Source organism: Bradyrhizobium sp. KZN70725, from assembly GCF_055264925.1.
In genome coordinates this window covers 21,110-39,256 of sequence record NZ_JBUYWT010000033.1, presented here as the reverse complement: position 1 = coordinate 39,256, position 18,147 = coordinate 21,110, and the positions used below count along the sequence as shown (strand labels likewise).

15 protein-coding genes and 1 pseudogene are annotated in these 18,147 nt (G+C 65.5%); 5 read left to right on the top strand and 11 right to left on the bottom strand.

Annotated features, from left to right (window positions below; all coding sequences use genetic code 11):
* Positions 1-45: 45 nt before the first annotated feature.
* The 7 genes and pseudogenes from ACZBJS_RS27020 to ACZBJS_RS26990 form a co-directional block, all read right to left on the bottom strand.
* A complete protein-coding gene (locus ACZBJS_RS27020; protein WP_168855435.1) occupies positions 46-864 on the bottom strand; it encodes an alpha/beta hydrolase in 819 nt (272 codons plus the stop codon).
* Between the two features lie 15 nt (positions 865-879).
* Positions 880-1,050, bottom strand: a complete 171-nt coding sequence (locus ACZBJS_RS27015) for a hypothetical protein (RefSeq protein WP_200844487.1) — start codon at positions 1,048-1,050, stop codon at positions 880-882.
* A 10-nt stretch (positions 1,051-1,060) separates the two neighbouring features.
* A complete protein-coding gene (locus ACZBJS_RS27010; protein ID WP_253638613.1) occupies positions 1,061-2,458 on the bottom strand; it encodes an NAD(P)(+) transhydrogenase (Re/Si-specific) subunit beta in 1,398 nt (465 codons plus the stop codon).
* A 43-nt stretch (positions 2,459-2,501) separates the two neighbouring features.
* Positions 2,502-2,819 (bottom strand): proton-translocating transhydrogenase family protein, encoded by a 318-nt coding sequence (locus ACZBJS_RS27005; RefSeq protein WP_016841609.1) that lies wholly within the window; start codon positions 2,817-2,819, stop codon positions 2,502-2,504.
* Positions 2,820-2,830: 11 nt separating this feature from the next.
* Positions 2,831-3,955, bottom strand: coding sequence for a Re/Si-specific NAD(P)(+) transhydrogenase subunit alpha (locus tag ACZBJS_RS27000; RefSeq protein WP_229192827.1), 1,125 nt, complete (start codon positions 3,953-3,955; stop codon positions 2,831-2,833).
* A gap of 144 nt (positions 3,956-4,099) precedes the next feature.
* Entirely contained in the window at positions 4,100-4,252 is a 153-nt protein-coding gene (locus tag ACZBJS_RS26995) for an aa3-type cytochrome c oxidase subunit IV (RefSeq protein ID WP_092080774.1), read from the bottom strand.
* A 267-nt stretch (positions 4,253-4,519) separates the two neighbouring features.
* Positions 4,520-6,435, bottom strand: a pseudogene (locus tag ACZBJS_RS26990) (M3 family oligoendopeptidase).
* A 142-nt stretch (positions 6,436-6,577) separates the two neighbouring features.
* On the opposite strand from ACZBJS_RS26990, the gene ACZBJS_RS26985 reads away from it, so the two are divergent.
* The 3 genes from ACZBJS_RS26985 (at position 6,578) to ACZBJS_RS26975 (ending at position 12,534) form a co-directional block, all read left to right on the top strand.
* Positions 6,578-8,068, top strand: coding sequence for a sigma-54-dependent transcriptional regulator (locus ACZBJS_RS26985; RefSeq protein ID WP_316396090.1), 1,491 nt, complete (start codon positions 6,578-6,580; stop codon positions 8,066-8,068).
* A 307-nt stretch (positions 8,069-8,375) separates the two neighbouring features.
* The gene (locus ACZBJS_RS26980; RefSeq protein ID WP_316396089.1) at positions 8,376-10,673 is read left to right on the top strand and encodes a L,D-transpeptidase family protein; all 2,298 of its coding nucleotides are present in this window, start codon (positions 8,376-8,378) and stop codon (positions 10,671-10,673) included.
* 265 nt (positions 10,674-10,938) lie between these two features.
* The gene (locus ACZBJS_RS26975; protein ID WP_316396088.1) at positions 10,939-12,534 is read left to right on the top strand and encodes a peptidoglycan L,D-endopeptidase MepK; all 1,596 of its coding nucleotides are present in this window, start codon (positions 10,939-10,941) and stop codon (positions 12,532-12,534) included.
* A gap of 36 nt (positions 12,535-12,570) precedes the next feature.
* On the opposite strand, the gene ACZBJS_RS26970 is transcribed toward ACZBJS_RS26975, so the two are convergent.
* From ACZBJS_RS26970 to ACZBJS_RS26960, 3 genes are all read right to left on the bottom strand, one after another.
* On the bottom strand, positions 12,571-14,334 hold the full coding sequence (locus ACZBJS_RS26970) for an adenylate/guanylate cyclase domain-containing protein (protein ID WP_076828030.1): 1,764 nt from the start codon (positions 14,332-14,334) through the stop codon (positions 12,571-12,573).
* 173 nt (positions 14,335-14,507) lie between these two features.
* The gene (locus ACZBJS_RS26965; RefSeq protein WP_016841616.1) at positions 14,508-14,780 is read right to left on the bottom strand and encodes a DUF2312 domain-containing protein; all 273 of its coding nucleotides are present in this window, start codon (positions 14,778-14,780) and stop codon (positions 14,508-14,510) included.
* A 271-nt stretch (positions 14,781-15,051) separates the two neighbouring features.
* Positions 15,052-15,354, bottom strand: coding sequence for a DUF1244 domain-containing protein (locus ACZBJS_RS26960; RefSeq protein WP_050422684.1), 303 nt, complete (start codon positions 15,352-15,354; stop codon positions 15,052-15,054).
* A gap of 196 nt (positions 15,355-15,550) precedes the next feature.
* Here ACZBJS_RS26960 and ACZBJS_RS26955 point away from each other — a divergent pair, with 196 nt between their 5' ends.
* A complete protein-coding gene (locus tag ACZBJS_RS26955) occupies positions 15,551-16,159 on the top strand; it encodes a DUF1036 domain-containing protein (RefSeq protein ID WP_038377731.1) in 609 nt (202 codons plus the stop codon).
* Complete coding sequence (gene pyk, locus ACZBJS_RS26950) at positions 16,156-17,592, top strand: pyruvate kinase (RefSeq protein WP_316396087.1); 1,437 nt, start codon at positions 16,156-16,158, stop codon at positions 17,590-17,592. Before ACZBJS_RS26955 ends, pyk begins: the two co-directional genes overlap by 4 nt.
* 77 nt (positions 17,593-17,669) lie before the next feature.
* On the opposite strand, the gene ACZBJS_RS26945 is transcribed toward pyk, so the two are convergent.
* Positions 17,670-18,098 carry an OsmC family protein gene (locus tag ACZBJS_RS26945; protein WP_016841620.1) on the bottom strand — a complete coding sequence of 143 codons (429 nt, stop codon included), beginning with the start codon at positions 18,096-18,098 and terminating at the stop codon, positions 17,670-17,672.
* Positions 18,099-18,147 lie beyond the last annotated feature (49 nt).

Genomic DNA, 18,147 nt, shown 5'->3' with positions numbered 1-18,147 from the left:
CCCCTCACTTCGGTGGCGCGATTATGCGACAGACAATCGCCGCCGTCAGCCTCTTGCGGCGCCGATAAACCGCCGCGCCGTCGCCATCGCACCGAAATCGTCGAGATTGTCGTGCCCGCCACCGGGCAGTCGCACGAATTGCTTGGGCTCATGGGCGAGATCGAACAGGCGCTCGCCGAAGCGAATCGGGATCACCGGATCGTCGGTGCCATGCATGATCAGGAGCGGCGCCTTGACCTGCGCGATGAGCCGGTCGGAGTGGAATTGATCGCGCATCAGGAGGCTGACCGGCACATACCAGAAATGCGCACCGGCGACGTCAGCCGTTGATGTGTAGGGCGCCTCCAGGATCAGCTTGCCGAGGGGATGTTCGGCGGCGAGCGCGACCGCAACGCCGCTGCCGAGCGAGAAACCCCAGGCCACGATCTGCTCGGCGCGGTAGCGCGCGATGGTGAAGGCGTAAGCCGCTGCGGCGTCCTGCAGCAGTCCTTGCTCGCTCGGAGACCCGCTCGACCCTGCGTAACCCCGAAAGGACAGCGCCACCAGCCCGGTGCCGTCGGCCGTGATGGCCTTGAAGCGCGCCACGCGCCCGGCAAGGAAATCGCCATTGCCATGAAAGAACAGCGCGACGGGCCGGCCCGGCTTCGCCGGCACGTGCCAGACGATGACCTTCTCGCCGTCGCCCGTGGTCAGGACATGCTCTTCCGCTTCGGGAAGGCCCGCGGCTGCCGGCGCAGTCCGTCCGACCGGCGGGATCGGAAACAGCAGCTCGCGCTGCTTGACGTAGAGCACCGCGAGCCCGCCGAGATAGACGACGACCGCGGCGATCAGGAACCATTTCAGGATTGCGAGTGCCAGCGCCATCAGCGGTGGCCGCGGCTATGTCTTGCCGTGGAGCTTGAGCAGCTTCTCGACGTCCGCCTTGATGCTGTCGGGGACCGGTCGGCACGCGCACGCCGCCGCATGCGCGACGTGCCACTTGATGCGCTGCTCGCGCGTCGCCTGGAGCGGCATGCGATGCGCTCGATGCCACTCCCGGTTCAGCGCCATCGCTACCGCCTTACATCGCCTTGACGATGTTCTCGGTGACCTTCTTGGCGTCGCCGAGCAACATCATGGTGTTGTCGCGGTAGAACAGCGGGTTGTCGATGCCGGCATAACCCGAGGCGAGCGAGCGCTTGATGAACATCACGGTGCCGGCCTTCCAGACCTGCAGCACCGGCATGCCGTAGATCGGCGAGGTCTTGTCCTCTTCCGCCGCCGGGTTGGTGACGTCGTTGGCGCCGATCACGAAGGCGATGTCGGCCTGGGCGAACTCCGAGTTGATGTCCTCGAGCTCGAACACCTCGTCATAGGGCACGTTGGCCTCGGCCAGCAGCACGTTCATGTGGCCGGGCATGCGGCCCGCCACCGGGTGAATGGCGTATTTCACCTCGACGCCTTCCTTCTTCAGGATGTCGGCCATCTCGCGCAGCGCGTGCTGGGCCTGCGCCACCGCCATGCCGTAGCCGGGCACGATGATGACCTTCGAGGCGTTCTTCATGATAAAGGCGGCGTCATCCGCCGAGCCGAGCTTGGCGGGCTTCTGCTCGCCCGAGCCGCCGCCGGCCGCGGCGGTCTCGCCGCCGAAGCCGCCGAGGATCACCGAGATGAACGAGCGGTTCATCGCGTGGCACATAATGTAGGACAGGATCGCGCCGGAGGAGCCGACCAGCGCGCCGGTGATGATCAGCGCCGAATTGCCGAGCGTGAAGCCGATGCCGGCCGCGGCCCAGCCGGAGTACGAGTTCAGCATCGAGATCACGACCGGCATGTCGGCGCCGCCGATCGGAATGATCATCAGCACGCCGAGCGCCAGCGCGATGATCGTGATCAGCCAGAAGTCGAGCGCGCTGCCGCTCATCACGAGGCCGACGATGAAGAACACCAGCGCCAGCGCCAGCACGATGTTGATGACGTGGCGGAACGGCAGGATGATCGGCGCGCCGCTCATCCGTGCCGACAGCTTCAGGAACGCGATCACCGAGCCGGTGAAGGTCAGCGCGCCGATCGCGACGCCGAGCGACATCTCGACCAGGCTCTGCGGATGGATGTGGCCGGGCGTGCCGATGTCGAACGCCTCGGGCGCATAGAACGCACCGGCGGCGACCAGCACCGCGGCCATGCCGACCAGCGAGTGGAACGCGGCGACGAGCTCGGGCATCGAGGTCATCGGCACCCGGCGCGCGATGACGGCGCCGATGCCGCCGCCGATCGCGACCGCGAGGATGACCAGCACCCAGGCCACGCCGTCGGCCGGCGGATGGCTCGCCAGCGTGGTGCCGACGGCGATCGCCATGCCGATCATGCCGAACATGTTGCCCTGGCGCGACGACGCCGGGCTCGACAGGCCGCGCAGCGACAGGATGAACAGCACCCCCGCCACGAGATACAACAGTGCAGAGAGATTGGCGCTCATCTCAGGTCCCCCAAAATCCTCATCACCCCGAGGTGATTGCCGCTCACTTGGCTTTCTTCTTGTACATCGCGAGCATGCGCTGGGTGACCAGGAAGCCGCCGAAGATGTTCACGCAGGCGAAGATCAGCGCGACGAAGCCGAAGCCGCGGGCCCAGCCCGAACCGCTCGAGACCATGCCGACGCCGACCGCAAGCAGCGCGCCGACCACGATCACCGACGAGATCGCGTTGGTCACGCTCATCAGCGGCGTATGCAGCGCCGGCGTCACCGACCACACCACGAAATAGCCGACAAACACGGCGAGCACGAAAATCGACAGCCGGAACACGAACGGATCGACGGCCTGCGCGAGATGCTCCATGGCTTCTCTCCTTACTTCGGCTGGAAGTTGGGATGGATGACGGCGCCGTCCTTGGTCAGCGCAGTGGCCTTCACCAGCTCGTCGTCCCAATTGACCGCGAGCGCTTTGTTGGCCTTGTCGACCATCGTCTCGATGAACGAGAACAGGTTGCGCGCGTAGAGCCCCGAGGCCGACGCTGCGACGCGGCCGGCGACATTGGTGTAGCCGACGATCTTGATGCCATCGGTCTCGACCACTTCGCCGGGCCTCGCGCCCTCGACATTGCCGCCGCGCTCGACCGCGAGATCGACCAGCACCGAGCCGGGCTTCATCGATTTCACCATCTCGCCGGTGACGAGCATTGGTGCCGGACGGCCGGGGATCAGCGCGGTCGTGATCACGATGTCCTGCTTCTTGATGTGCTCAGCGGTCAGCGCGGCCTGCTTGGCCTGGTACTCCTTGGACATTTCCTTGGCGTAGCCGCCGGCGGTCTGCGCGTTCTTGAATTCCTCGTCCTCGACGGCGAGGAATTTCGCGCCGAGCGATTCGACCTGTTCCTTGGTGGCCGGGCGCACGTCGGTCGCGGTGACGACGGCCCCGAGCCGCCGCGCGGTCGCGATCGCCTGCAGGCCGGCGACGCCGACGCCCATCACGAACACCTTGGCGGCCGGAACGGTGCCGGCGGCGGTCATCATCATCGGGAAGGCGCGGCCAAACGCCTCGGCGCCCTCGATCACGGCGCGGTAGCCGGCCAGATTGGCCTGCGAGGACAAGACGTCCATCACCTGCGCGCGGGTGATGCGCGGCATCAATTCCATCGCGAAGGCGGACACGCCGGCATCGGCCATCGCCTTCAGGGCGGCCTCGTTGCCGTAGGGATCCATGATCGCGATGACCAGCGCGCCGCGCTTGTATTTGGAAAGTTCGGAGGCTTCCGGCCGCTTCACCTTGATGATGATGTCGGCGTCCTTGAGCGCGTCCGCGCTGACGGTGGCGCCAACCGCGGTGAACTCCGAATCGGGAAGGCCCGACTTGATGCCCGCGCCCGGCTCGACCGCGACCTCGGCGCCGAGTGCCCTGAACTTCTTCACGGTATCGGGCGAGGCCGCAACCCGCGGCTCGGACGGATCAATTTCCTTGGCAACGGCAATCTTCATGGGCCCTCCGGCGGCGCGAGCGGCGCACGCGTCTTCAAACTAGCGTTATTTTCGCCAGATTTGGATACCCGGTTTTTACATCCGGGTTTCGACAGCAATTCCGGCACCGCCGCGGGACGGCGGCGCCGCTAGCCGATCTAAGGATCAGACCAGGAAATAGGCCATCAAGGCGAGAATAATGGCGACGCTGATGGTGCCCCATTTGACCAGCATGAGAAACCCTTCATAGGTCTGCTCATGCGCCACGTAATCGTTGCCGTCGGCGGTCGTGTAGGCCACTTCGCTATGGTCTGCCATCGCTGTCCCCAGTCAGAAATTCGCGTCCTCCGCGAGCCATTACCGCAAACGGATAGGCAGGGCAACGGCGCGGTCCCGATCGGGCGATTTGAAGCGCAAATCGTCCCCGATCCACGTTCGAGCGACGACGCCGCGGCAGCCCCTCGGCAGGATTGGCCTCCCAAACGCAGGCATCATGGAACGATCATGCCGCCAGGCGCAAAAAACGCCGAACGAAACTGGCACGGGACCGGCTGCCGCCCGGCCCGGCCGGAACGCCGATGGGCCTCAGCCCATCGCCTCCAGTTCGTCGATCATGCCGGCGATGACGGACAGGCCGCCGTCCCAGAATTTGGGGTCCTTGGCGTCGAGCCCGAACGGCCGCAGCAGCTCGGAATAGTGCTTGGTGCCGCCGGCGGCGAGCATGTCGAGATAGCGCTCCGCAAAGCCTTCGGACGCGTGCTCATAGACCGCATAGAGCGAGTTCACGAGGCAATCCCCGAACGCATAGGCATAGACGTAGAACGGCGAGTGGATGAAGTGCGGAATGTACATCCAGAACGTCTCGTAGCCCGGCTTGATCTCGATCGCCGGCCCCAGGCTCTCGCCCTGCACGCTGAGCCAGATCTGGCCGATCCGCTCGGCGGTGAGTTCGCCGTTCTTGCGCTCGGTATGAACCGCGCGCTCGAATGAATAGAACGCGATCTGCCGCACCACGGTATTGATCATGTCCTCGACCTTGCCCGCGAGCAGCGCCTGGCGCTGCTTGGCGTTCCTGGTCTGGGACAATAGCCGCTTGAAGGTCAGCATCTCGCCGAACACGCTTGCGGTTTCCGCCAGCGTCAGCGGCGTCGGCGCCATCAGCGCGCCGTTCTTCGCCGCCAGCACCTGATGGACGCCGTGACCGAGCTCGTGCGCCAGCGTCATCACGTCGCGCGGTTTGCCCTGATAGTTCATCAGCACATAGGGATGCGCCGACGGCGTGGTCGGATGCGAGAACGCGCCGGGCGCCTTGCCGGGACGGACCGGCGCATCGATCCAGCGATCGTCGAAGAAGCGCTCGGCAATCTCGGCCATCCTGGGCGAGAAGCCGCTATAGGCCGACAGCACCATGTTGCGCGCCTCGGGCCAGGCGATGGTGCCGGTCGCCGCGAACGGCAGCGGGGCGTTGCGGTCCCAGTGCGGCAGCTTCTTCTTTTTGAACCAGCCGGCCTTCAGCGCGTAATAGCGGTGCGACAGCTTCGGATAGGCCGCGCGCACCGAGGCGACCAGCGCATCGACCACCTCGCGCTCGACGCGGTTGTTGAGATGGCGGGAATCTGCGACATCCTGGAAGCCGCGCCAGCGGTCGGAGATTTCCTTGTCCTTGGCGAGCGTGTTGGTGATCAGCGCGAAGCTGCGCTCATTGTCCTTGAAGGTCTTGGCGAGCGCCTGCGCGGCAGCCTTGCGCTTGTCCCCCGCCTTGTCCTGCAGCAGGTTCAGCGTCGGCTCGATCGCGAGCTCCTTGCCGCCAATCTTGAAACGCAGACCGGAGATGGTCTGGTCGAACAGCCGGTTCCAGGCCGCGTAGCCGCTTTGCGCCTTTCCTGGAACAGCTGCTCGACGCGATCCTCGAGCTGGTACGGCTTGTCCTTGCGCAGATCCTCGATCCACGGCCGGTAATGGCCGAGCTCCGGTTCGGCCATCGCGCGCTCGATCACGTCGTCGTCGACGCGATTGAGCTCGAGCGAGAAGAACAACAGATGCACCGACGCGGCGGTCAGCCGCTCGGAGACATCGCCGTAGAATTTCGAAATCGCGGGATCGACGCTGTCGCCGGCATGGACCAAGCCGGCGTAAGAGCCGAGACGGCCAGCCAAATCGTCGATCGCCTCATAGCGCCTGATCGCCTCGGCCAGCCACTTTCCGCCGCCTTCCTTGGCGGTATTTTCGGCAAGCTTGCCCTTGTAGTCGGTCTCAAACGCGACGCAATCTGCGTCCATTTTCTGCAAGTCGCGTGCGACCTCCGGCGCATCGATTCCGGAGTAGAGATCTGCCAGATTCCATTCCGGAAGCTTGCCGGTCTTGCTGGCTGCCTTTTTCGCCGCCGGACCGCCTGCGGACGATTTGCGTTGCGCGGCCGTTTTGCGCAACGCGGCTTCCTTGCGGAGAGCGGCCTTGCCGAGGGCAGACTTGTTGGATGCAGTTTTGGAGCGCGAGGTCATCTTGTTCGTAACCTTAGTTCAGTCGGAAAGATGTCGGCGGCGGCGGAATGAATGCGGGTTTGCAACATTTAAGAGTGCGTTAATCGGCATCGGCGACATTGCCCCGATTCGAGACAAATAAACGTAGCGTGCGGGGAAAACCATGGCTGCCACCATTTTGATCGCCGATGACGACGCAGTACAGCGCCGTTTGGTTGAAAACATGGTGCAGAAGTGCGGCTATGAGCCCCTCGTCGTGGACAGCGGCGACGCGGCGATCGCGGCCCTGACCGCATCCGAGACGCAGGCGATTGACGCCGTCGTGCTCGACCTCGTGATGCCGGGCCTCGACGGTCTCGGAGTCCTCGCAAAAATTCGTGAAGCTGGTTTGACCGTCCCGGTCATCGTGCAGACCGCGCATGGCGGCATCGACAATGTCGTGTCGGCGATGCGCGCCGGTGCCCAGGATTTCGTCGTCAAGCCGGTCGGCTTCGAGCGGCTGCAGGTTTCCCTGCGCAACGCCCTCAACGCCTCGGCGCTGAAGGGCGAATTGCAGCGGATCCGCCACAGCCGCGAGGGCCGGCTGACCTTCTCCGACATCATCACCCGCAGCGAGGCGATGGCCGGGGTGCTGCGCACCGCGCAAAAGGCCGCGTCCTCGACGATCCCGGTGCTGATCGAGGGCGAATCCGGCGTCGGCAAGGAACTGTTCGCGCGCGCCATTCACGGCAGCAGCGAGCGCAAGGCCAGGCCGTTCGTTGCGGTGAATTGCGGCGCGATCCCGGACAATCTCGTCGAATCGATCCTGTTCGGCCACGAGAAGGGCGCCTTCACCGGCGCCACCGAGCGCCATCAGGGCAAGTTCGTCGAAGCGCATGGCGGCACGCTGTTCCTCGACGAGGTCGGTGAATTGCCGCTGGCCACGCAGGTGAAATTGCTGCGCGCCCTGCAGGAAGGCACCGTCGAGGCGGTCGGCGGCCGCAAGCCGGTCAAGGTCGATGTTCGCATCATCTCGGCGACCAACCGCAAGCTGCTCGATCTCGTGAAAGGCGGCCAGTTCCGTGAGGACCTGTTCTATCGCCTGCACGTGCTGCCGCTGACCATTCCGGCGCTGCGACAGCGGCGCGAAGACATCCCGCATCTGCTGCGGCATTTCCTGGCGCGATTCTGCGCCGAGGAGAACCGCAACATCACCGGCATCAGCGGCGAGGCGATGGCCCACCTCTCGCAGCTCGACTGGCCGGGCAACATCCGCCAGCTCGAGAACACGGTGTATCGCGCCGTGGTGATGAGCGATGGCGACCAGCTCGGGCTCGCCGATTTCCCGCAAGGAACAGCGCATCCGGCGCCGGACGGCAAATCGCTGCAGGGCGAGCCGCTCGTGGTGTCGCCTTCCACGGCCCCCGCCATGATTTCCGGTAATGAAATACCGGTTGTCGCCTCCCTGCCAACCGCCGGCGGCCTTTCCATGCTCAATGCCGCGGGCGAGGTGCGCCCTTTAGAAGATCTCGAGAACGAGATCATCCGCTTCGCGATTTCGCATTATCGCGGACAGATGTCGGAGGTCGCGCGCCGCCTCAAGATCGGCCGCTCGACGCTCTACCGCAAGCTCGACGAAGCTGCGGCCGGCGCGCGCGCAAGCGACGCCACTTAGCTCTCGAGGCCGACAGGCCGCACCAGGGAACCTTTTGAACCGTGTCGTGGCGGTGACAGACAAAGGCTGTGCCGCGTGGCAAAAACGCACAGCCCGGAGCGAAATCAGCTGCTTCGAGGTCAGTTTGTCGTGAGTTGCCCCGCATGGCGCTGGCTGCATGAGAGGGGCAAAGGTATCGTCTGCGTTCGTTGTGTGCAGGCGTGCGAGTCGATCGAGAGGCCGGCGCTTTCGCGCAAGCTATGAAACCAAATTCTGATTTGAACTGTTCCAGCTTGATGAGGGGCAGTTTCACCCAGGGGGTGTGACGATGCGTGACTGTTCGAACAACCGTCGAGGATTTGACCGCGTATTGATGGCCGTCGCGGCAACCTTCCTCACGGTGTCCGCGACCGCGGCCTTCGCGCAGGACACGCCGCACTCCAGCGCCTCGGAACTCGCGATCGACGCGGCGATCCCGCGCCCCGAACCGGCCAACGTGCCGCCCCCCACCGCAAGCGATTTCAAGGCCGACACCACCGCCGCGCTGCCCGATGCAGCCAAGCCGGCCGACGTGAAGCCAGCGGATGTGCACGCCACCGAAGCCAAGCCTGCTGAGACAAAGCCGGTCGACGCCAAGCCGGCAGAGCCGAGCGCGACTGCAAAGGCCGTCGAGCCGATGCCCGCCGATGCCGTAACCGCGCCGGCGACGAAGCCCGCCGACGCGCCAAAGACCGATACCGCCGTCGCGCCGGCGGCGGCCACCCCCGCCCCTGCAACGGCCACCGCGCCTGCCGCAAGCCCCGCGCCTGCAACGGCAGCGGCGCCGACCACAGCTCCTGCTCCCGCGACCGCCGCAGCGCCGGCGGGCGAACCGGCGAAGGCGGCAAGCAACGTTGCTGCCGAGGATCAGCCGGTTGCCGACAAGCTGCGCGAACTGCTCGCCAGCAAGTCGCTGCGTAGCTTTGACCGCAAGAACGAGCGCGCAGCGGCCGAGAAGTTCTATTCGGCTCGCGAATACGCGCCGGTGTTCACCAAGGCCGGCAAGCTGACCGACGCCGGCAAGGGCGTCATCGCCCGCCTGAAGGACGCGGCCGCCGACGGCCTCGATGCATCAGACTATCCGGTGCCGGATTTCGCCGCGGCGACCTCGCCGGACGCGCTGGCCGACGCCGAGCTGAAGCTCGCCGCCAGCATGCTGGACTACGCCCGCCAGGCCCAGAGCGGCCGCATGCACTGGTCGCAGGTGTCGGCGGACATTCTCTATCCGGAGCACCCGATCGATCCGGCGGAAGTGTTCGCCAATGTGACCTCCGCCAAGGACGCCTCCGCCGCGCTCGACGGCTACAACCCGCCGCAGAAGCTCTACAAGGAGCTGAAGAAGAAGCTCGCCGAGTTGCGCGGCCAGGGCGACGGTCCGGTCATCACGATCGCGGACGGTCCGACGCTGAAATATTTGCCGGCGCGCAAGAAGCAGGCCGCGGTCGAGATGGACGATCCGCGCGTGCCGGACCTGCGCAACAAGCTCGGCATCACCGAGGATGCCGACAGCACCAAGTATGACGCGACGGTCGCGCGGGCGGTGGAGAAATTCCAGAGCAGCGTCGACCTCAAGCCGACCGGCGTTCTCGACGAGCGCACGGTCAAGGCGCTGAACAATCCGAAGCGCGACCGGCAGATCGACACCGTGATCGTCAACATGGAGCGCTGGCGCTGGCTGCCGCGCCAGCTCGGCGCGGCCAGTGTCGGCAATGCCTATGTGATCCTCAACATCCCGGACTACACGCTGAAGGTGATGCAGAACGGCGCGCCGGTCTGGACCACCCGCGTCGTCACCGGGAAGCCCGGCCAGCATGCCACGCCGCTTCTGACCGAGACGATGAAGTACATCACGGTCAATCCGACCTGGAACGTGCCGCCGTCGATCATCTACAACGAATATCTGCCGGCCCTGCAGCAGGATCCGACGGTGCTGCAGCGCATGGGCCTCAGGCTCGAGCGCAACCGCGACGGCTCGATCCACATTTCGCAGCCGCCGGGTGAAGCCAACGCGCTCGGCCGCATCCGCTTCAACTTCCCGAACAAGTTCCTGGTCTATCAGCACGACACGCCGGACAAGTACCTGTTCGCGAAGGACGAGCGCGCTTTCAGCCACGGCTGCATGCGCGTGCAGAATCCCGATCAGTACGCCGCCGTCCTGCTCAACATTACCGAGCCGAACCAGCACTACACGCCGGAGCGGATCCGCAGCATGTACGGTTCGAGCGAGGTCGACCTGAAATTCCCGACGCCGATCCCGGTGAACATCACCTACCAGACCGCGTTCGTGGACGATGCCGGCAAGCTGCAATTGCGCAGGGACGTTTACGGCCGCGATGCCAGCATGCTGTCGCTGCTCAGGAACAACCGCGGCAAGGATCTCGAGACGGTGGTGGCGCACGCCCAGCCGAGCTACTCGCGTCCGCCGAGCAGCAGCCTGCCCGCCGGCGTCAATGTCGCCGGCGACAACGGCTTTGGCTCCTCCGGACCAAACTTCTTCGAGCGGCTGTTCGGGGGATTCGGACAGCCGGAGCCGCAGCCGATCCGTCGTGGGCAGGCCCAGCAGCAGCGCCGGGTGATCACCCGCTAGTCTGCATTTCGGCCCGATTGGGATAAATTTTGAAGCAAAATCAACGATCTCGCTCAAAAGGCGAGATCGTTTACGTTAACCATTTCGGGTCTCGGCCGGGGAGCATGGCTATCTTTTGCCACAGTCGCCCAGTTAGTTAAGCCTAACTTGGGGGCGGGTCGGTAAACCTCGGTTAACCCTCCCGCTTTAAGAAAGCGTTCACCGTCTTCCGCAGGGGGTCTGCGAAAGATGCCGACCGAACGCTCGTCGACTGGGTGGGCTCATAGTGCTGGCTGTCTTCGCACGCCGCTGCAATCCGCTGTCGTTGCCTAAGGCCGGATACCAAGTCGGCCTGACTGCGCTATTGCTGTTGGCGGGCGCAGGATCGGTGCACGATGCCACCGCGCTGAACCAGACCCGCACCCTCTCCTTCCACCACACCCATTCCGGCGAAGACCTCACCGTCACCTTCAAGCGCGAGGGCCGCTACGACGAAGGCGCGCTGAAGCAGCTCAACCACTTCCTGCGCGACTGGCGTTCCCAGGATGAAACGGTGATGGACCGTCACCTCTTCGACATCCTGTGGGACGTCTATAACGACGTCGGCGGCAAGCAGCCGATCCAGATCATCTCCGCCTATCGCGCCCCTGCCACCAACGCCATGCTCCGCCGCCGCTCCTCGGGCGTCGCGCGCCACAGCCAGCACATGCTGGGGCATGCGATGGACTTCTTCATCCCGGGCGTGCCGCTGGAGCAGATCCGCTACGCCGGCCTCCGCCTGCAGCGCGGCGGCGTCGGCTTCTATCCGACCTCGGGCTCGCCGTTCGTCCATCTCGACACCGGCAGCATCCGCCACTGGCCGCGCATGACCCGCGATCAGCTGGTCAAGGTGTTCCCCGACGGCCGCACCGTCCATGTCCCGACCGACGGCACGCCGCTCAAGGGCTATGAGCTTGCCAAGGCCGATATCGAGCGCCGCGGCAATGGTGACGATGCCGCGACCATCGGCAAGCCGAGCCTGTTCGCGAAGCTGTTCGGTGGCGGCAAGTCGAGTGACGATGAAGACGAAGGCGCGGCCAGCGTGAACGACAAGCCCGCCGCCAACACCGTGGTGGCTGCCGCCGCGCCCGCCAAAGCCGCCGATCCGGTTCCGCTGCCGCGCGCCAAGCCGCAGTTCGCCGCCGCCATCCAGCTCGCCGCCGCCGACGCCCAGCTCGTGCCGATGCCGAAGGCGAAGCCGGCGGTGCAAGTGGTGCAGGTGGCCGAGAACACCGCGCCGCAATCCCCTGCCGACATCATCAATGCCCGCGGCTTCTGGGGTGACGAGGGTGAGGCGCCGAAGCAGGCGTCGGCGGCGCAGATTGCCGCGCTGAAGGCCCGCGAGGCGGTCGGCGGTAGCGATCCGCAGACCACTGCGAGCACGACAACCGAAAACTTCAACAAGGCGCTGGCCTATGCGCCCGCGGCCTCGCCGGTCGATCGGGCCAACATCGTCGCAGCGACCGCGCCGATCCCGCGCAACGTGCGCCCGACGCGCAATGGTGCGGTCCCTAGCACCGAAATCAACACCGTCGTTGCCAAGGGCGCACCGAGCCAGGGCGTGATCACCACCTCCGCGCGGATCTCGGCTGCCAAGGGCAACGATATCTGGATGCGCGTGGTGATGCTGGCGCCGAGCGCCAGCAATGCCATGCTGACCACGGTGCTTGGCGACACCGACATGACCATGATGCGGGCTCATTTCGTGAAGCCGCAGGCCGCCGTCGTCATGACCTTCTCGGAAGATCCGATGATGGGCATGACCTGCGACCGCTTCTCGGGCTCGGCGACCGCCCTCCTGACGACCCAGTCCTTCGTGCTCCGCACCGCCTCGCTGCGCTGAGCCGCGCTTCTGCCGACAAGATAGCTTTCCGCCCCTTCAGGCCGGCAGCCCTGCCTTGAGCAGGCCGGCCTCGTAGCGTGCCCGATCGGGCTCATACTTGTAGCGCTGGGTTGTCAGATGCGCGGCAACCGAGAAGGTCGGCTCGCGCTTCAGCACCTCGGCGGCGTGGGCAGAGGCCGCCACCGTGTTGCCCATCTGCGCGAAGGTCGCCGCGAGGAAGGCATGATGGGTGTGGTCGGGGCGCGTGATGCGCGAGAACGCCTCGACGGCGTCGGCGTATTTCTCGGCGCAATAGCAGGCCCGGCCGAGATGGCTCCAGAAGCGCTCCGGATGGAACGGATTGAGGCGCATCGCCCGCTTGATCCAGTCGATGCCCTCCTCGGGCCGCCCGAGCCAGGTCAGGAGCTCGCCCTGCTGCACGACCACGAGGTCGTAGTTCGGGTTCAGCGCGAGCGCGCGCTCCTGGTGGAAGGCCGCCTTGTCGTGGTCGTCGCGGTTAAGGTTCAGCGCGGCGAGGATCCGGTGCACGTCACTGTCATTGTCGTCGAGCTTGAGCGCGATCTCGAGCTCTGCGGCGACCTGCGCCATGGTCGCGTCGCGGTCGGTGCACCAGTTGTAGACCCAGGTCTGGCCGAGCACGCAGGCCCGCCAGGCGTGGGCATGGGCATAGTTTGGGTCAAGCACGATGGCCCGCTCGAGCAGGCGCTGCGCCTCCGCGTTGTCGTCCCGTGCCGAGCGATGATGCAGCACCTTGGCGGCAAGCACGCACTCGTAGGCCGCCATGTTGTCGGTCGGCTTGCGCTTGACGCGGTCATGCGCGGCAGCCTCGACGCGCCCCGGCAAGGTCGCCACGATCGCGCGCGTCATCTCGTCCTGGATCGCGAAGATGTCGGCAAGCTCGCGGTCGTAGCGTTCGGCCCAAACGTGCCGGTCGGCCACGGCGTCGATCAGCTGCACGGTGACGCGGATCCGGCCGCCCGCCTTCCGCACGCTGCCTTCCAGCACATAGTCGACGGCGAATTCCTTCGCGACGTCCTGCACCTTCACGGCCTTGCCCTTGTACACGAAGCTCGAGTTGCGCGAGATCACCAGCAGATCGTGGAAGCGCGACAGCTCGGTGATGATGTCCTCGGTGAGCCCGTCGGCGAAGAATTCCTGCTCGGGATCGCCGCTCATGTTGACGAGCGGCAGCACGGCGATGGAAGGCTTCTTGGCGACGACAGGGGCGGCCACCGCACTCGGGTGCTCCGGAACGGGCCTGGCACCGGATTCGAGATGAACGCGAAAAACCCGGATCGGGCGCGCGATGTTCTTGACGGTCTGGTCGCCGAGATCCTCGAAGCTCAGATCTTCCAGGCGATCGCCGACCTGATCGCGCACCGCGCCGGAAATGCAAATGCCGCCGGGCTCGGCCAGCGTCTCCAGACGGGACGCGACGTTGACGCCGTCGCCGAAGATATCGGCGCCGTCAACGATCACGTCGCCAAGATTGATGCCGATGCGAAACTGCATCCACCGCGCCGGCGCGACGTCGGCGTTGCGCTTCGCCATCCGGCTCTGGACCTCGGCCGCGCACAGCACCGCATCGACGACGCTGTGGAATTCGACCAGCAGGCCGTCGCCGGTGGTCTTGATGATGCGGCCGCGATTCTTGGCGATGGCCGGATCGATCAGCTCGATGCGATGGGTTTTGAGGCGCGCAAGGGTGCCCGTCTCGTCAGCCTCCATCAGGCGGCTATAGCCGACCATGTCGGCGGCGAGGACCGCAGCGAGCCGGCGCTCTGGTCCTGGCACGTCCATCTGAACGATCTGCCCGGTTACCTCGCCGGCAGTGTAGCAAATCCCGGGATTTCACCCAAGCCTCGACAGGAGGCCTTCCAGCAGCTTTGACCTGAGCCTTTGAGGGGCGCGCCTTGGAGGACGCCTTTGGGGGCGCCCTTGGCAAACGCCAGCAGGGGTGGCCGCTGGCCGCCTCAGAGCATCCCCAGCGCCTGCATGTAGGTCTCCAGGATGGTCTCCTGCTCCTGGCGCTCGTTCGGATCCTGCTTGCGCAGACGGATGATGGCGCGCAGCGCCTTGACGTCGAAGCCGTTGCCCTTGCTCTCGGCATAAACGTCGCGGATGTCGTCCGAGATCGTCTTCTTCTCTTCTTCCAGCCGCTCGATGCGCTCGATGATGGACTTGAGCTGGTCCTTGGCAAATCGCGTTGCGGGCTCTTCCTTGACGGCGGCAGACGTGGTGGCCATCGCGCACTCCTGAACTGGCATCGAAATGTTACGCGAATACGCGCCTTGCGCACCGCTTGCTGCGGGCGACCCTCGATTTTGGCGCGCGTTCCGTCAAGGAAACATCGCGCTCATCCACAGCGCGCCCACAGGAGATGCTGGTCTTTCAGGTATAAACGTCATTCCGGGGCGATGCGGCAGCATCGAACCCGGAATCTCGAGATTCCCCGATGCGCAATTGCGCACCTGAGGTCTGGTGCTAACGCACCATCCCGGAATGACGTTGCTCGGCTTAATGCCCGCTTTGGGCTTTCTTCATCGCCGCGAGTTGCTCCGGCGTCGCGCTGCCCTGATACTTCGCCTTCCATTCCTCATACGGCATACCGTAGACCGCCTCACGGCTCTCGTCCTTGCTCACGGCAAGGCCCTTGGCGTCGGCCTCTTCCTTCATCCAGTTGGACAGGCAGTTGCGGCAGAAGCCGGCGAGGTTCATCAGGTCGATGTTTTGCACATCGGTGCGGTTGCGCAGGTGACTGACGAGACGCCGGAAGACCGCGGCCTCGAGTTCCGTTCTGGTTTTGTCGTCAATGCTCATGATCGTGATCCCGTGTGTCGCGCTCACCATATTGATATCAGGTGGGAATTGTCACAGATTTTGCCATATCGGCGCGCAAAACGGACCGGTCCGGCCACCCCGGCCATGGTCCGACAGCGTCGCAGACGGGCGCCCGCCCGTTGACAGTGCCGGCCGGGCACGCGAAATCGTCCATGATTTGATATAGCTTCGCTGCATGAGCCCAACAGATTCCCTCGCCTCAGCTCCCCGCAATATCCGTCTGACGTTGGCCGGCCTCCTGCCGGTGCTGGCGCTGGTCGCGGCCTGCCTGTGGACGAGCCCGGCGGCGGCCGATTTCCGGCTCTGCAACAACACCTCGAGCCGCGTCGGCATCGCGCTCGGCTACAAGGACGCCGAGGGCTGGACCACCGAGGGCTGGTGGAACGTGTCGTCGCGCACCTGCGAGACCTTGCTGCGCGGCAACCTTGTGGCGCGCTATTACTACATCTACGCTCTCGACTATGATCGCGGCGGCGAATGGTCCGGCCAGGCCTTCATGTGCTCGCGCGACAAGGAATTCACCATCAAGGGCACCGAAAATTGCCTGGCGCGCGGGTTCGACCGCACCGGCTTCTTCGAGGTCGACACCGGCGAGCAGCGTGCATGGACCGTCCAGCTGACCGAAGCCAACGAACAACAGCCGCAGAAAGTACCGGGAATGCCGGGCGGCGTGGGTCCAGGAAGTCCCGGGGCGATGCCGGGCCTGCCCAACCCGCCGCCGGGCGCAGCGCCGCCGGGCGCGTCTGGTCTGCCGCCAGCCGCACCACCCGGAAACAAACCATGAGACGACTGCGTCGAATCAAGATCCTCGCAACGCTCGGCCCGGCCTCCTCAGACAGCGCGATGATCCGCAAGCTGTTCGAGGCGGGCGCCGACGTCTTCCGCATCAACATGAGCCATACCCCGCATGACAAGATGCGGGAGCTGGTCAAGACCATCCGCAATGTCGAATCGAGCTACGGCCGGCCGATCGGCATCCTGGTCGACCTGCAAGGGCCGAAGCTGCGGCTTGGCTCGTTCGTTGAAGGCGCGACCCAGCTCAAGAACGGCCAGAGCTTCATTCTGGATTCCGACAAGACGCCGGGCGACAACAGCCGCGTCCAGCTTCCGCATCCGGAGATCCTCGCGGCGCTCCGCCCGGGCCATGCGCTGTTGCTCGACGACGGCAAGGTGCGGCTGATCGCCGAGGAAACCTCGCCCGAGCGCGCGATCACGCGCGTCGTGATCGGCGGCAAGATGTCGGACCGCAAGGGCGTCAGCCTGCCCGATACCGATCTGCCGGTGTCGGCGATGACCGCAAAGGACCGCGCCGACCTGGAAGCCGCGCTGCCGGAGGGTATCGACTGGGTCGCGCTGTCCTTCGTGCAGCGCGCCGAGGACGTGATCGAGGCCAAGAAGATGATCCGCGGCCGCGCCGCCGTGATGGCCAAGATCGAGAAGCCGCAGGCGATCGACCGCCTTGCCGACATCATCGAAGCGTCGGACGCGCTGATGGTGGCGCGCGGCGATCTCGGCGTCGAACTGCCGCTGGAACGGGTACCGAGCCTGCAGAAGCAGATGATCCGGATGGCGCGCCGCGCCGGCAGGCCGGTGGTGGTCGCAACCCAGATGCTGGAATCGATGATCCAGGCGCCGGTGCCGACGCGCGCCGAAGTCTCCGACGTCGCCACCGCCGTCTACGAAGGCGCCGACGCCATCATGCTGTCGGCGGAATCCGCCGCCGGCAAATTCCCGGTGGAGGCAGTCTCCACCATGAACCGCATCGGCGAGGAGGTCGAGCGCGACCCGACCTATCGCAACGTGATCAACGCGCAGCGCGTCGATCCCGAAGCGACGGTGGGTGACGCCATTGCCGACGCCGCGCGGCAGATCGCCGAGACGCTCGACCTGTCGGCGATCATCTGCTGGACGTCATCAGGTTCGACCGCGATCCGCGTGGCGCGCGAGCGCCCCAAGGTGCCGGTGGTCGCGATCACGCCGAACCTCGTCACCGGCCGCAAGCTGTCGGTGGTGTGGGGGGTGCATTGCGTGGTCGCCGAGGACGCTCACGATCTCGACGACATGGTCGACCGCGCCGGCTCGATTGCGTTCCGCGACGGTTTTGCCAAGGCCGGCCAGCGCGTCATCATCGTTGCCGGCGTTCCGCTGCGCGCGCCCGGCACCACCAACATGCTGCGCATCGCCTCGGTCGGCCCGAGGGGCGACGCGCAGCTCTAGATTCCAGTTTGACGCGTCTTCTTCACACGAACCGGTGCCTATTTCGCTCGAAAACGCTCTAACCCGCCCCGCCGCGATCAGCCCTGCAATGACGCGTCGAGCGTGATCTTGGTGTTGAGCAGCTTCGACACCGGACATCCGGCCTTCGCCTTGCCGGCCAGTTCCTGGAACGTCGCATTGTCGGCGCCCGGGATCTTCGCCGACAGCGTCAGATGCACCGCGGTGATCGCGAAGCCGTCGGCGACCTTCTCCAGGGTCACATCGGCCTTGGTCTCCATATGCTCCGCCGTGAGCTTGGCTTCGCCCAGGATCAGCGACAGCGCCATCGTGAAGCAGGCGGCGTGCGCCGCGCCGATCAACTCCTCCGGGTTCGAACCCGGTTTGCCCTCGAAACGGCTGGCGAAGCCGTAGGGGTAATCCGAGAGCGCGCCGCTCTTGGTCGAGATCGCGCCCTTGCCGTCCTTGATGCCGCCCTGCCATTTGGCCGAGCCATGGGTTGTCGTCATGCGTTGCTCCGTGAGGTTGGTTGAACCCAGCCCGCAAAACTACAACGCC